This window comes from Phenylobacterium sp., assembly GCF_004799395.1.
In the GTDB taxonomy this organism is placed as follows: Bacteria; Pseudomonadota; Alphaproteobacteria; order Caulobacterales; family Caulobacteraceae; genus Phenylobacterium.
This window is the reverse complement of record NZ_SSMZ01000080.1, coordinates 33,884-47,709: the sequence shown is the minus strand read 5'-3', so window position 1 is coordinate 47,709 and position 13,826 is coordinate 33,884. Positions and strand designations below refer to the sequence as shown.

General features: G+C 68.7%; 17 protein-coding genes. 6 read left to right on the top strand and 11 right to left on the bottom strand.

Going from position 1 to position 13,826, the window contains the following annotated elements; all coding sequences use genetic code 11:
- Positions 1-89: 89 nt before the first annotated feature.
- From E8A12_RS05630 to E8A12_RS05620, 3 genes are all read right to left on the bottom strand, one after another.
- Positions 90-1,337, bottom strand: coding sequence for a Xaa-Pro peptidase family protein (locus E8A12_RS05630; protein WP_293366864.1), 1,248 nt, complete (start codon positions 1,335-1,337; stop codon positions 90-92).
- A gap of 17 nt (positions 1,338-1,354) precedes the next feature.
- Entirely contained in the window at positions 1,355-2,677 is a 1,323-nt protein-coding gene (locus tag E8A12_RS05625) for a trypsin-like peptidase domain-containing protein (RefSeq protein ID WP_293366863.1), read from the bottom strand.
- A gap of 78 nt (positions 2,678-2,755) precedes the next feature.
- On the bottom strand, positions 2,756-3,094 hold the full coding sequence (locus E8A12_RS05620) for a VOC family protein (protein ID WP_293366861.1): 339 nt from the start codon (positions 3,092-3,094) through the stop codon (positions 2,756-2,758).
- Between the two features lie 134 nt (positions 3,095-3,228).
- On the opposite strand from E8A12_RS05620, the gene E8A12_RS05615 reads away from it, so the two are divergent.
- Positions 3,229-3,657 (top strand): OsmC family protein, encoded by a 429-nt coding sequence (locus E8A12_RS05615; protein ID WP_293366860.1) that lies wholly within the window; start codon positions 3,229-3,231, stop codon positions 3,655-3,657.
- On the opposite strand, the gene E8A12_RS05610 is transcribed toward E8A12_RS05615, so the two are convergent.
- The 3 genes from E8A12_RS05610 to E8A12_RS05600 form a co-directional block, all read right to left on the bottom strand.
- Entirely contained in the window at positions 3,654-4,493 is an 840-nt protein-coding gene (locus E8A12_RS05610) for a DMT family transporter (protein ID WP_293366859.1), read from the bottom strand. The genes E8A12_RS05615 and E8A12_RS05610 overlap by 4 nt on opposite strands.
- Positions 4,490-5,164: a methyltransferase gene (locus E8A12_RS05605; protein WP_293366858.1), complete on the bottom strand. Its 675-nt coding sequence runs from the start codon at positions 5,162-5,164 to the stop codon at positions 4,490-4,492. Before E8A12_RS05605 ends, E8A12_RS05610 begins: the two co-directional genes overlap by 4 nt.
- A 122-nt stretch (positions 5,165-5,286) precedes the next feature.
- Positions 5,287-5,709 (bottom strand): hypothetical protein, encoded by a 423-nt coding sequence (locus tag E8A12_RS05600; protein ID WP_293366857.1) that lies wholly within the window; start codon positions 5,707-5,709, stop codon positions 5,287-5,289.
- Positions 5,710-5,846: 137 nt separating this feature from the next.
- Here E8A12_RS05600 and E8A12_RS05595 point away from each other — a divergent pair, with 137 nt between their 5' ends.
- Entirely contained in the window at positions 5,847-6,371 is a 525-nt protein-coding gene (locus tag E8A12_RS05595; RefSeq protein ID WP_293366856.1) for a GFA family protein, read from the top strand.
- A gap of 162 nt (positions 6,372-6,533) precedes the next feature.
- Here E8A12_RS05595 and E8A12_RS05590 read toward each other — a convergent pair whose 3' ends face one another.
- A complete protein-coding gene (locus E8A12_RS05590) occupies positions 6,534-6,836 on the bottom strand; it encodes a hypothetical protein (protein ID WP_293366855.1) in 303 nt (100 codons plus the stop codon).
- A 212-nt stretch (positions 6,837-7,048) separates the two neighbouring features.
- Here E8A12_RS05590 and E8A12_RS05585 point away from each other — a divergent pair, with 212 nt between their 5' ends.
- Complete coding sequence (locus E8A12_RS05585) at positions 7,049-8,773, top strand: hypothetical protein (RefSeq protein ID WP_293366854.1); 1,725 nt, start codon at positions 7,049-7,051, stop codon at positions 8,771-8,773.
- A 29-nt stretch (positions 8,774-8,802) separates the two neighbouring features.
- On the opposite strand, the gene E8A12_RS05580 is transcribed toward E8A12_RS05585, so the two are convergent.
- Positions 8,803-9,114 carry a hypothetical protein gene (locus E8A12_RS05580; RefSeq protein WP_293366853.1) on the bottom strand — a complete coding sequence of 104 codons (312 nt, stop codon included), beginning with the start codon at positions 9,112-9,114 and terminating at the stop codon, positions 8,803-8,805.
- Positions 9,115-9,209: 95 nt separating this feature from the next.
- Positions 9,210-9,554 (bottom strand): helix-turn-helix transcriptional regulator, encoded by a 345-nt coding sequence (locus E8A12_RS05575; RefSeq protein ID WP_293366852.1) that lies wholly within the window; start codon positions 9,552-9,554, stop codon positions 9,210-9,212.
- A 153-nt stretch (positions 9,555-9,707) separates the two neighbouring features.
- Between E8A12_RS05575 and E8A12_RS05570 the strand changes: the two genes are divergently transcribed.
- From E8A12_RS05570 to E8A12_RS05560, 3 genes are all read left to right on the top strand, one after another.
- Positions 9,708-10,733: an NAD-dependent epimerase/dehydratase family protein gene (locus tag E8A12_RS05570; protein ID WP_293366851.1), complete on the top strand. Its 1,026-nt coding sequence runs from the start codon at positions 9,708-9,710 to the stop codon at positions 10,731-10,733.
- A 4-nt stretch (positions 10,734-10,737) separates the two neighbouring features.
- The gene (locus E8A12_RS05565; RefSeq protein WP_293366849.1) at positions 10,738-11,106 is read left to right on the top strand and encodes an MmcQ/YjbR family DNA-binding protein; all 369 of its coding nucleotides are present in this window, start codon (positions 10,738-10,740) and stop codon (positions 11,104-11,106) included.
- Positions 11,107-11,176: 70 nt separating this feature from the next.
- Complete coding sequence (locus tag E8A12_RS05560) at positions 11,177-12,403, top strand: hypothetical protein (RefSeq protein ID WP_293366848.1); 1,227 nt, start codon at positions 11,177-11,179, stop codon at positions 12,401-12,403.
- A gap of 220 nt (positions 12,404-12,623) precedes the next feature.
- Here E8A12_RS05560 and E8A12_RS05555 read toward each other — a convergent pair whose 3' ends face one another.
- Complete coding sequence (locus E8A12_RS05555; RefSeq protein WP_293366847.1) at positions 12,624-13,124, bottom strand: GFA family protein; 501 nt, start codon at positions 13,122-13,124, stop codon at positions 12,624-12,626.
- A 64-nt stretch (positions 13,125-13,188) separates the two neighbouring features.
- Positions 13,189-13,722: a MotA/TolQ/ExbB proton channel family protein gene (locus tag E8A12_RS05550; RefSeq protein WP_293366845.1), complete on the bottom strand. Its 534-nt coding sequence runs from the start codon at positions 13,720-13,722 to the stop codon at positions 13,189-13,191.
- Positions 13,723-13,826: the final 104 nt, after the last annotated feature.

The window sequence follows — 13,826 nt, the reverse complement described above, 5'->3', positions numbered from 1 at the left end:
ATCGAGACCGCCATCAAACCGCGCAAAGATGTAGCGCCGGTCAACGAGCGTGGTTGATCTAAGGTACGGCCAAGCCGCTAACCCTGATGCTAGATCGGGTCGTCGATGGACCTGGCGAAGGGGGTGAACAGCTTCGGACCGGTCTCGGTCATCCGCCAGCAATCCTCCAGCCGGATGCCGAACTCGCCTGGGATGTAGATGCCCGGCTCGTCGGAGAAGCACATGCCGGCCTCCAGCGGCGTCGCATCGCCGTGCACCAGATAGGGCGGCTCGTGGCCGTCCAGGCCGATGCCATGGCCGGTGCGGTGCGACAGGCCCGGCAGCTTGTAGCCGGGGCCCCAGCCCTCCTTCTCGTAGTAGGCGCGCACGGCGTCGTCGATCGTCCCGACCGGAACGCCCGGCTTGGCCGCGGCGAGCGCGATCTCCTGGCCGCGCTTGACGGTGTCCCAGACCTTGCGGTGCCTGGCGGTGGGCGAGCCCATGACCCAGGTCCGGGAAATATCGGACTGGTAGCCATGCACCGTGCAACCCACGTCCATCAGGATCACCGAGCCGTCGCGCAGGGTCTGCGGCTGCTTGGAGCCGTGCGGATAGGCGCTGGCCTCGTTGATCAGCACCAGGGAGAACTCCGGCGAACCGCCCAGCGCCGACGTCGCGGTGTTCATCAGCCCGCCGATCTCGCCGGGGTTCATGCCAGCATGGACATTGGCGTGGACGTGGCGCAGCGCCGCCAGGGTCACGTCGTTGGCGGTCTGCATCAGCGCCAGTTCGGCGGGCGATTTGATCAGCCGGCAGGCGCGGACCAGGGCGGTGCCCGAGACGATGCTCAGCCCCGGCGCGGCGGCGCGCACGCCGTCGACGATGTAGAGCCGCGTGGTGTCCTCGAAGGCGATCTTGCCAACGCCCGCGCCGCGGTCGCGCAGCGCGCCGGCCAGCAACGCGAAGGGGCTCTCATGTTCGTTCCAGGGGCGCACCTCGCCGCCGACCGCCAGGGTTTCGCGTACGGAGGGCTCCTCGAACGCCGGCGTCACCAGCACCGGCTCGCCCTTGGCGGGGATCACCGCCGCGGTGGTCCGCTCGGAGCGGCGCCACTGGACGCCCGTGAAGTATTCCAGGCTGGAACCGGACTCCATGATCATGCCTCCGACACCCTGCTCGGACATCAGGCGCTGCAGCTTGCCGATCCGCGCCATCCGTTCCTCGCGGGAGATCGGCCTGGCGTCCTTGGTCATGGAGGTCAGGCCCGTCGGCGCGGCGGCGCGGGCCAGGCCGGAGGCGAGGGCGGAACCCGCCACCGCGGCGGCGGCGGCGGCAGTCAGGAACGCGCGGCGGCGCATGGGCGGCATCCTTCGGGTCAGGGTTTGCGGTCGGCTTCGCGGACCGCAGGTTCGGGCGGCGCGGTGACGTTCAGGGTCTTCAGCGCGTCGTCGATGGGGATGAAGAAGTTGATGCCCACCGGGGCCTCGTTGACCATCTGGCCCGAGGCGGTGAGGCCGATCACCCGGCCGGTCTCGTCAAGCAGCGGCCCGCCGGAGGAGCCGTGATTGACCATCACGTCGCTCTGGATGAAGGCCTGGCCCTGCTGGTTGCGCAGCGCCGAGACGATGCCCTTGCTCATGGTGTTCTGGAATTGGGCGCCGAGCGGCGAGCCGATGGCGAATACCGTCTCGCCCTGCTGGACGGCGGCGTGGCGCAGGCCCAGCGCCGGCCGGCCGCCCGGGGCGGTGCGGATCAGGGCCACGTCGCGGTGCGGGTCGCTGCGCAGCACTTCGCCGATGGTCTCGCCGCCGTCCGGCCACTTCAGCCGCACGACCTTGGCGGCGCCCACGACGTGGTGGTTGGTGATCAGCAGGCCATCGTCGGAGACCAGGAAACCGCTGCCCGAGCCCTGCGGCGAGATCACCAGGGCGACGGAAAGCGAGGCCTGGGCGATGCCCGGCTTGGGCTTGGCCGCCACCAGGCCGAGCGTCGCGAGCGTCGACGGCGGCGGCGTGGAGGGGAGCGCCGCCTGCGCCGGCGCCGCGACCGCGCGGCGGAAGTCGACGAAGTCGATCAGCCGGCGGACATTGTCGCGGAAGGCGTCGTTGATCATCAGGCTGGGATCGCCGTCGATGCCCTTCGACGGCGCGTTGAAGCCGCTGGTGATGTCGGCGGCGACGACCACCTTCTGCTCGGCGACGGAATAGACCTCCCAGTGGGCGGTCATCACCACCGCGCCCTCCCAGCGGCCACTGGAGAGGATCAGGCCGCAGCTCTTGCAGAACCGCCCTTGCATGTCGGTGATCTTGGCCGCCGCCAGCAACTCCGGCGGCGCCGGCGCCTCGGTGGTGAAGAGGCCGCCGGCGGTCGCGGTCCTGCCGCTGGCCTTCTTCAGCTCCTCCTCGAAGATCTGGGCGAAGAGGCCGGGGCTGATCGCCTTCTGCCCGTCCTGCGCGCTGATCAGGCGGTCGTCTGCGAGGCTGTCCTTGTTACGCAGGAAGGCCCAGGGTTCGGGCTTCAGCTGCACCACGAGCTTGGCGAATTTCACCGTCCGCGCATCGGCCGGCAGGGCCGTCACCGAGATCGGCGCCGGCGCCGACAGGTTCTTCAGCCTGCCCTCATCCACCGCGCGCGCCGCGCCGGCCGAAAGGCCCAGCGCGAACGCCGCCAAGACTGCCAGCGATGTCCGTTGCCGCATGCGCCATCCCCAAGGCCGCGCAGACTATCAGACGACGGAGGTGAAGAAAGCCGGACTCAGCCTGCAAGCGAAAGCCGCCTACTCCCCCCACACCGCCAGCTCATTCCCGCTCGGATCGGTGAAGTGGAATCTTCGGCCGCCGGGGAAGCTGAAGATCGGGCGCACGATGGTCGCGCCGGCGGCGATGACCTTGGCTTCCATGGCCTCCAGATCGGCGGCGTAGAGGATCACCAGGGGCTTTGCGACGGCCTCGGCGGCGTCGGCGTAGAAGCCGCCGTCCAGGCCCTCGCTCATCGAGGCGTATTCCGGGCCGTAGTCGGTGAAGCTCCAGCCGAAGGCCTTGGCGTAGAAGGCCTTGGTGGCCGGCAGGTCGCTCGCCGGCATCTCCACATAGTCGATCTTGCCGTCGTCCCGCATGGCGCGGCCGCTCCTTATGTTCCCAGTTTGTTCCAACATAAATCGGCGTTCCGGGGGAGTCGAGTCGGTTTGCGGTAGCGAATGTCATGGGCGGCGCCCAGCTAGGGGGCCAGGCAACCAGAAGGAGGCGACGAATGATCCGCAAGGCGAACGCGATGTGGCGCGGCACGGGCCGCGACGGGGCGGGCGATCTGACGACGGCGTCAGGCGTGCTGAACGGCACGGCCTATAGCTACAAGACCCGCTTCGAGGATGAGCCGGGGACCAATCCCGAGGAACTGCTGGCCGCGGCCCACGCCGGCTGTTTCACCATGGCGCTGGCCTTCGCCCTGCAGCAGGCGGGGCTGACACCGCTGGAGCTGAAGACCGAAGCCGCGGTGTCGCTGGACCCGGCCGACGGCGGCGGGTTCCGGATCAGCAAGTCGGCGCTGACGCTCCGGGCCAGGGTCCCCGGCCTCGATGACGCCAAGTTCCAGGAGCTGGCCAAGGGCGCCGAACAGAACTGCCCGGTCTCCAAGGTGCTGAACGCCGAGATCACCCTGGACGCCCAGCTGGAGGCCTAGCCTGCCAGCAGGATCGCGCCGAGCGAGATCAGGCCAGCGCAGATCCCGCGGCGCAGGGTGAAGCGCTCCTTCAGGAACAGCACCGCCAGGATCGCGGCGAACAGGATTGAGGTCTCGCGCAGGCCCGAGACCTTGGCCATCTGCGCCCCGGCCATGGCCCAGACCACGACGCCATAGGCGACGATGGAAATCGCCCCGCCGCCCACCGCCTTGGCGGTCTCGCGGTCGACCCCGATCGACAGCCATCGGCGGCGGATGGCGAAATAGACGAAGGGCATGGGCGCGGCCTGGGCCAGCGACATCCAGGCGAAGTACGAGATCGGCTGGCCTGAGAGGCGCACGCCGATGCCGTCGCAGACCATGTAGGCGGCGATGAAGCCGCCGCTCGCCAGGGCCAGCAGGGTGGCGTGCAGGTGTAGTCGCTCACGGCCCATGCTGAGACCCACGATGCCGCCGGAGATGAGCGCCAGGCCCGCCAGGGCGCCGGGCGACAGGCGCTCGCCGGCGAACACCGCCGCGCCCAGGGCGACCAGCAGGGGCGCCGCGCCGCGTGCGATCGGGTACACCTGGCTCAGCTCGCCCTTCTCGTAGGCCCAGACGAGGAAGACGCAGTAGCCCACCTGCAGTAGCCCCGAACCCGCCGCATAGGCCCAACTCGACTGGGCCGGCGCGGGCAGGAAGCCGATCGCCGCGGCCGCGGTCAGGCCCGAAACCAGGCTCATAACCGTGATCGTCCACAGGCGGTCGGCGCCGGAGCGCAGCAGGACGTTCCAGGTGGCGTGAAGCAGGGCCGATCCCAGCACGAGCGCCACCACCAGCGGCGCGATTCCACTCACGCGGCGCCTTCCGGCATGGCCCACACGGCGGTGCGCTTGACCGCCATGTCCTCCAGCTCCTGCGTTGTCGGCACCTGATATTCCGCGAGCTTGATCAGTCCCGTGCGCGGGAAATAGCTGCGTCCCGGGTCGCCGATCAGCACCATGGCGCCTGCGGCCCGCGCGGCGGCCAGCCAGGCCAGCACGCGCTCAGCCAGCGGCTTCTCGTAGCAGATGTCGCCGGCGAGAATCAGATCGGCCCAGGCGGGCGCCGGAGCGTCCAGCAGGTCGGCGGCTGTGAAGGCGCAGGTCACGCCATTGGCGGCGCCGTTCAGCGCCACGGCCGCCTCGCAATAGAGGTCGATGTCGGCGCAGAGCACGTCCCTCGCGCCGGCCTTCATCGCCGCGATGCCGACTATGCCCGAGCCCGCGGCGAAGTCGATTGCCCGCTTGCCGGCGACGACCTCGGGGTTGTCGATGAGGTAGCGCGCCAGCGCCTGACCGCCCGCCCAGGCGAAGGCCCAGAAGGGCGGTGGCAGGCCGATCTCCTCCAGGGCCTCTTCGGTCAGTTTCCATATGGGGGTGATCTCGTCGGCCAGATGCAGTTCGATCTCGGCCACGTGGGGCGGACGCTGCAGGCGCGTGTTGGCGGCGATGAAGTCGCGGCGGCCTTGCGGGGTGACGGGGATCATGCCGCTTCCTCGGCGGCCCGGCCCCCGCGGTCAAGGCCGGGCGGCCTGGGGCGCCGGGGACGCACCGCCGGGGACGGGCGAGGCGCGATCCGCCGACACGCGGCGCCTGAGGTCAGCTGGCCCTAGCAGGGAACCCAGTCGTACTGGTTGCGGCCAGCGTTCCACGACCAGTTCCCGCAGGCCGCGGGCGGTCCGGCTGCGACCGGGGGCGGCGGCGCATAGTCGTAGCCATAGTCGGGCGCGTAGCCCGAGTAGGACGGATCGGGGCCATAGTAGCCGTCATAGTACCAAGGCGCAGCCAGTGAGCCGAACGCGAGGCCAAGACCCAGCCCGCCGACGAACGGATAGCCGCCGCGATAGTAGCCGCCACCACGATATCCGCCGCCGCGGAAGCCGCCGCCATGGAAGCCACTCGCGCTGTGGCCGCCGCCATGGAAGCCGCCGCCGCCATGGCCGCCGTGGGCCTGCGCGTCCGCGGCGAACGGCGCCGCGAGCAGGGAGGCGCCTGCTAGAGCGCCAAGAAGGGGTTTCAGGATCGGTTTCAAAATGACCTCCATTTTCCAGAGGCCGAGGGTCACTATGGCCAACGGTCGAACTGGCCCGAGTGTAGCGGGCAGGCCTAGACATAGGCGCCCGCCGATCGGCCGCCATCCCCGAAACGTGATATAATTGAGGTGATTAGGTGACCATTTCTGGACGAGGCGGCGAAGCGCTCAAGGTGAAGGCCAGACCCGCCGTCCAGGCGAGCGGCGCCTGCGTCTGCGGCGGGGTTCGGATCGAGATCGACGTCCCCGCCGTCTGGGCCTGGCACGACCATTCGCAGCGCAGCCGCCACGCCCAGGGCTGCGCCTACGCCACCTATGTCGGCAGCTGGAAGAGCCGCTTCCGGCTGCTGGCGGGCGAGGAGAACCTGACCCGCTTCGAGGACGCCGAGGCGGGGACAGCGCGTAGCTTCTGCGCCCGCTGCGGCACGCCCATGCTCTATGAGCGCGCCCGCTCGCCCGAGATGGTCAACATCCCGCGCGCGGTCTTCGCCGAGCGCACTGGACGCGAGCCGCGCTACCACACGAACTTCGCCGAACAGGCCGACTGGACCTGGGCCGGCGAGCCGCTGGCGCCTCTCAAGGGCTATCCCGGCGTGATGCGCGAGCGGCCCCGGAAGAAGAAGGCCCGCGAGGTGTCGGATCCCCTGTTCGCTGAGGAATGACGCCGCTAGCCCTACGGCTCCGTCACGCTCGGCGCGGTCGTGAAAGGCCGGATGCCGAAGGGGGGTAGACCTCGCGAGCTGAGCGTGAGGGCCTCGCGCATGCCTCGGCTTAGATCACCGCGCCCCGCCCCCGTAGGGCTGGCGGCAGGGCGGGCTCAGAGCCTAGCGGCGGCCGTGATCGCGGTCGCGGCGGTCATGGTACCAGCGGCGGTCATCGCGGTCGCGGAAGACCGGGGCGGCGTAGCGATAGGCGTCATAGCCGTAGGCCGGATAGCTGTCGTCGTAGCCGTAGCCATATTCCGGCGCGTAGCCATAGCCGCGATAGTTGCGGTCATCGCGGTCGTCGCGTCCGCGCCGCGCCTCGTAGCGGCCGTCGGCGTGGTGGTAGTCCTGGGCCATGGCGGCGGCGGGGATCGCCAGGCTGGCGGCGGTCGCGGCCGCCAGAAGCATCGCTTTCATCGACATGATCTCGGTCTCCTGAGTGCGGCGGCGTCCCGGGACGGAACGGCGTCGGATCGAGGATCAATTTAGGCGGGCCAAGCTGAATGGGCCGGGGACGGACGGTTGTCCGCGGTTCAGGCGCGAGCGCCATGTTTCATCGGCGCCACGTACCTTCGGTTGTCAAAGCCTGCCCCTGCGGCCTAGCTTGCGCGCTTAAATTTTTGGGGGATTCCATTGTGCTGAGGAAAGTCTTGTTGGCCGGCGCCGGCCTGTCGTTGATCGCGGGTCTGGCCTTCGCCCAGCCCCCGGCTTCCGAGCGGGCCACGTCGCCGGACGCGACCGCCACGGGGCGGCGGCCCATGGCGGCGGCCAACGAGGCGCAACAGAACACGGAAGGCAAGAAGCCCGACGCCCGCGCCACCGCCGAGCCCAACGCCGGCGTGCTGTTCAAACCCGAACGCGCCGACAGCGAGGGCGTGGTCACCGTCGAGGGGCAGACCATCCCCTATCACGCCGTGGCCGGCACCATCGTCGTCCACCCGCGTGGCTGGGATGACGCGGCGCGCCGCGAGGCTGCGGCGGCTCCGGGCGCGAACCTGGGCGCCGGCGGCAACCCCGAGGCCGAGGCCTCGATGTTCTACACTGCCTATTTCAAGAAGGGCGCGCCCGCCGCCGACCGGCCGATCACCTTCATCTACAACGGCGGTCCCGGCTCCTCGACCATGTGGCTGCACATGGGCGCCTGGGGCCCGAAGCGGATCGTCACGGTCGACAACGGCCAGCATACGCCGGCCGCGCCCTATTCGGTGATCAACAATTCCTATTCGATGATGGACGTCACCGACATGGTGTTCATCGACGCGCCGGGCGCCGGCTTCAGCCGCATCGCCGGCCGCGACAAGGAAAAGGCCTTCTGGGGCGTCGATGAAGACGGCGCGGCCTTCACCCAGTTCATCCTAGCCTTCCTGTCCCAATACGGCCGCTGGAACAGCCCGAAGTACCTGTTCGGCGAGAGCTACGGCACGCCTCGCTCGGCGGTTCTGATCAACAACCTCGAGACCGGCGAAAGCGTCGACTTCAATGGCGTGATGCTGCTGTCGCAGATCCTCAACTTCGCGCTCAGCGTCGACGGCGCGGAGAACAACCCCGGCAGCGACCAGGCCTACATCACCGCCCTGCCGACCTATGCCGCTTCGGCCTGGGCGCGGAAGCTGGTCCCCGGCGCGCCGGCGACCATCGAAGCCTACATGAAGGAGGTCGAGGATTTCGCCACCGGCGACTATGCGCTGGCCTTGCAGAAGGGCTCCGAACTCGACCCCGCCAAGAAGCGCGCCATCGCCGAGCGCTACGCCCACTACACCGGCCTGCCGGCGGCCTATGTGCTGCGGGCCGACCTCAGGATCACCGGCGGTGAGTTCGAGAAGGAGCTGCAGGTCGATCAAGGGATGACCACCGGTCGCCTGGACACCCGCTTCTCCGGCCCCGACCTCGATCCGCTCTCCAAGGAGTCCAGCTACGACCCGCAGTCCTCGGCCCTGTCCTCGGCCTACGTCAGCGCCTTCAACGACTACGCCCGCAAGACGCTGGGCTATGGCGAGGGCAAGATCTTCAAGCCATCGGTCAATGTCTTCCGCTTCTGGGACAACAACCACGTGCCGCCGGGCCGCGGGTTCGGCGCGCCCCGCGCCATGCTCAACGTCATGCCGGACCTGGCCAACGCGATGAAGCAGAACCCGGGCTTGAAGGTGATGCTGCTAGGCGGCTACTACGACCTGGCCACGCCGTTCTACGAGGGCTGGTACGAGATGCACCACCTGCCGATGCCCGACAGCCTGCAGCCCAACATCAGCTACCACTACTATGAGAGCGGCCACATGGTTTACGCCAAGGAGGCCTCGCTGAAAGCGATGCACGACGACGTGGCGGCCTTCATCACCAAGACCGACAACCTGCGGAAGTAGGGAGGCCGCCCACGAAGCGGCGACAGGGCCTAGGCCTTGTCGCCCTCGGCCTTGGCGACGTCCTTGCCTGCCCGGCGCTTCAGCCGCTTCGGCATGGTGCGACGGCGCTCCAGGTGCTGGTGGAACTGGCCCGCCTGGTTGACCAGCAGGGCCACGTCCATCGCCGCGATCAGAAGCGTGCTGACGCCGCCGCCCCGCGCGAAGTCCTTGGGCAGGTCCTGGAACTGGTGGATCAATCCCAGCACCAGGCCCACGCCCAGCAGGGCGTTGTAGGGCCGCCCGAGCTTGGTCTGCAGCCACTCGTCGAGGCGATAGGCGAGCTGCGCCAGGTTGCGGATCATGCGCTCTGTTCCCCTGAAGGCGGTTGCGTCCAGGGGCAGTCTAGCGCGTCATGGGCCGTTGTGGGGACCGCCTGGCGGCGGGCGATTCCTGGCGGTCAGGCCTCGGCGCGCCAGGGTTCGGGGGTGGCGAGCGTCTCGTAGAAGTAGGAGACCGGCACCTCAAGCGCCTGGGCGATCCCCCAGAGCTGGGCGGCCGAGACGCTGCACAGGCCGCTTTCGTACTTGTGCACCTGCTGGAAGGTGACGCCGCAGGCGGTGGCCAGATCCTGCAGGGTGAGGTCCATCATCCGGCGGCGCAGGCGGATGGCCCGGCCCAGGCGTTCCTGGATATAACGGGTGAGCGGCGGGGTGATCGGAGCCGGCCGCAGGCGACGCGTCGGGGGGTCGTTGGCGGCCTGCAGGTCCAGGGCCGGCTCCGAAAGGCTATGCTGTACTTCCATGCCCCCAATGTCGGGCGCCGCCGGCTCCACGAGGAGTTGCAGCGCAGCGCGGCGGGATGCACGAAGTTGCAAGCCCTCGTAGCAAGCTTTCAATTCCACCGGTCGCCAAAACTGCTATGGAGTCATCTGAGCAGTGTAAACATGGGGCGGCAGATGAGCGGCGGCGAGACGGTGCTGGTGACTGGCGGGTCCGGCTATATCGGCGGGTGGTGCGTCGCGAGCCTGCTACAGCGCGGCTATGTGGTGCGCGCCACGGTTCGGGACCTGTCCAAGGAGTCGGCCGTGCGCGCCTCGCTGGCCAAGATCATCGATCCGGGCAATCGCCTCAGCTTCTACGCCGCCAACCTGACCGCGGACGACGGCTGGGATGCCGCCACCGAGGGTTGCGACTATGTCCTGCACGTCGCCTCGCCGCTGGGCGTCGCCGACCCGAAAGATCCCAACGAGCTGATCGTGCCAGCTCGCGAGGGCGCCAAGCGAGCGATCGCCGCGGCGATCAAGGCCAAGGTCAAGCGCGTGGTGATGACCTCCTCGGTCGCGGCGACCAGCAAAGGCGTCGGCGGCGCCGACTGGACCGCCGACGAGACGGTCTGGACCGACCCTTCGACGCCCCGGCTCAGCGCCTACGCCCAGTCCAAGACCCTGGCCGAGCGGGCGGCCTGGGAGCTGCTGCACACGACCCAGGGCGACACCACGCTCGCGACGGTGAATCCGGCGCTGGTGCTGGGTCCGGTGACCAGCGGCGACTTCTCGGAGTCCGTCCAGGTCGTCGAGCGCCTGCTGTCCGGCCGGGTGCCGGGTCTGCCGCGCCTGGGCTTCAACGTGGTCGACGTGCGTGACGTGGCCGACCTACACATCCGCGCCATGACGGACGAAAGGGCGGCCGGCGAGCGCTTCATCGCCGCGGCCAATTTCGCCTGGATGGGCGACCTGGCGGCCTTGCTACGCGAACGCCTGGGCGACAAGGCCGACAAGGTGCCGACCCGCAAGGTCCCGGACTTCGTGATCCGTCTGGCAGGACTGTTCGACAAGGACCTCGGCTCGGTGACGCCCAGCCTTGGGCACAAGCACGACTACTCGTCCGCCAAGGCCCAGCGCGTCCTCGGCTGGCAGCCCAGGCCGCTCGAGGAAACCATCCTCGACTGCGCCAACAGCCTGATCGCGACCGGAGCCGTGTAGTCCCGTGCTGGCGGCCGATCCCGACGCGGTTCTCGGACGCCTGCGGAGCGCCTGCCTGGCCCTTCCGGAGACCGGCGAGCGGGTCAGCCACGGCTCTCCGGCCTTCGACGTGGCCGGCAAGATGTTCTGCTACTTCTGGCATAACCATCATGGGGACGGCCTGACCGCGGCCTGTTTGAAGACGACTGGCCGCGACGAGCAGGACCTGCTGATCGAGGCCGATCCGGATCTCTATTCCTGGCTGCCCTATCTCGGCCCCTCGGGCTGGATCGGCCTCTGCCTCGCCGACCCGGCCCTCGACTGGGCCCATGTGGAGGCGCGGCTGCTCTCCAGCTGGCGCCTGGCCGCACCGAAGCGACTTCTCGTTCGCTAGCGCGATTTCCAGGATGACAGCGCTGAGCGGACCGCCATAGTCGCCGCTTCAGTTTTGAGGGGAGTGGGGCATGCGGACTTTGGGCGCGCTGATCATGGCGGCGGCGTTGGCGACCGGCTGGAGCGCGCAGGCGCAGCCACCGCAACGGCCTAACCCGCAGGAGGCCAACGGCTACACCCGCTACGAGTTGCTGGCGCCGGGGTCGGGCAAGTTCCGGATCATCTACGACATCACCGCCGTGCGTCCGGGGGTCACGGCCTTCTTCAACCCGATCCGCAAGGGCTCCATCGCCACTGACGAGAGCGTCACCGACATGGCCACCGGCCAGCCGCTGAAGTTCGCCCAGGTCTCGGGCGAGTCCGCCAAGACGACGGGTCTGCCGGAGGCCGATCCCAAGTCGGACTATATCCGCGTGGAGCTGGCCCACCCAGTGCCGCCGGATGGCGGCGAGGCGCGCATCCTGATCGAAAAGACCTATGAAGACGCCAAGAGCTACTACGTCGACGGCGCCGACCTGGTCTTCGACCGCGGCCTGGGAATCAAGAAGAACGCCGTCGTCCTGCCCAAGGGCTATGTGCTGGTCAGCTGCAACTATCCGTCCCAAGTGACCCAGGAGGCTGACGGGCGCCTGCGCATCAGCTTCTACAACATCACCCCCGGCGAGGCGCCGCTGAAGCTGCGCGCCTCACCCGGTCAGATCTCGGCCACGCCCACTAGCGTGAAGGGCAAATTCGGCGAGCGCGCCAAGCAGACGCGCGACGTCGTCTACTTCCTGCAACCGCCGGAAACCCACGCCTTCGACCTCTACCACGACTACACCGAGGAAAAAGCCGGCGTCAGCCGCTACATCAACGTGGTCCGCCCCGGGTCGGTCGCGTCCAATCCGTCGGCCAAGAACCTCGACACCGGCGAAGCCATTCCCGCCGTCCACCTCAAGGGCGCCGAGATCACCAAGGCCGGCATCGACGACCCGGAGATCGGCAAGGTGACGCCTGAGAGCGAGATCGTGGTGTTCAACTTCAAGCCGCTGAAGGCCGGCCAGTCGATCCGCCTGCGGATGAGCGAGACCTACACCGATCCAGGCCGCTACAAGCTGGTGGGCGACGAGCTGTTCTTCGACCGCACGTTCGGCCGCGCCGAGAACGCGGTGGTCCTGCCCAAGGGCTGGATGCTGACCAATTCGTCGGCCCCGGTGACCGTCAGGCGCACCGAAGATGGCCGCGTCCGCCTCGACTTCAACAACGCCCGCCCCGACGAGATCGAGGCCCTGTTCACGGCCAAGAAGGTGGCGCCCTAGGGCAGAAAGACATCGCCCGGAGGCCAGCAAGGACGGCGCCTCCCGTCTTTCGGACCGGCAGGCGCCCTAACCTGACGCGAAGGTAAACCCTCCAGCGGTTTCCGCCCGTCAACCGGCCAGGGACGGAAGGTCTTGCTCATCGCCGAAGTGAATCAGCATCCTTCCACCTCGTCGAAACCAAAGCCGGCGATTGCGGAGGCGGTCTGCTAGGTCGCTCCGCCTAGTCGACCCAAAGGCCGCGGCTCTTGTGCCAGTCCTCGATCGACTCCTTGGGATAGAGGTCGAAACAGGCATCGCCTGGCCCTTGGTTCACCGCGACCCAGCCGGGCTTGTACTGCAGCATCAGGTGCACCTTCGATGGCGGGACCGGCAGCTCGGAGTCGATCGCCGAGGCGAAGGGATGCACCAGGTCTGCCCATTCCGGCGAGAACAGCCAGAGCGCCGTGGCGCACTGCGAGCAGAAGTTTCGTTCTCCAGTCGAGACCTCGCAGCGGCCTGACTCATCGTCGCGGATTTCGGCGCGGAACACCCGGATGGCCTTGTCGGGGTCTTCTATGGCCAGCGTCGTTGCGTCGGCGCCCAGGTTGATCGCATAGCCGCCGCCGCCGGCGGTCTTGCGGCATATCGAGCAGTAGCAGCGCTGGTAGGGCTGCGGCGTGTGGCTTTCGACGGTGAAGCGCACTGCGCCGCAGCGGCAAGAGCCTTCGAGGGTCTGGGGCATGGAGGCCATCTGGGTCTGGAGGGATCGCTCCAGACCCTAACGACGGACGGCGCGTTCGGCTGCGTCAGGCCATCGTGCGGGACAGCGGAGCCGCCGCCGCGCGGTCGGCGGGCGCGGCGGCGTCCAGGACGTGCAAGCGCGCCTTCAGGTGGCGGTCGCCGACGCTGGCGATCGCTGAGGCGAGGCAACCCAGCATGATGCAGAAGAACGCCTCCGCCAGGCCGGGCGCCAGGATGCTGAGCGACGGGACCGGGCGCAGATTGGCGATGCCGATACAGCCGTCCATCAGGCCATAGGCGGCGGCGGACAGGCCCAGCATCGGCGCGCCGGCGGCGATCGCCGAAAGCCAGCCCAGGGCCGATTCGGGCCGGTGAGCTGGGCGCGTAGCCTGCGCGACCCACAGCGCCGCCGCAGCGATGACGGCGGCGAGCAGCACGATCATCGCTACAAGCACGAGGGGTTTCGCATGGCTGACGACGAGCAGGCCGGTGAGGCGCTGGTCGGGAGGCAGGACCGTCAGGGCCGGATCGCCTGCCGCGGCCCAGGCGAGCGCCGGAACGGCCGTGACGGCCAGGGTGAGGAACAGCAGCTTGCGCATGACGGGCGTCTCCGAACTACGACTGTAATTCCGAGAGTGATTTACATGCGTAGTCTATGCGGTCAAGGCGCCATTTCGCCGGTCGTCCGGGACGCGGAAAGGGA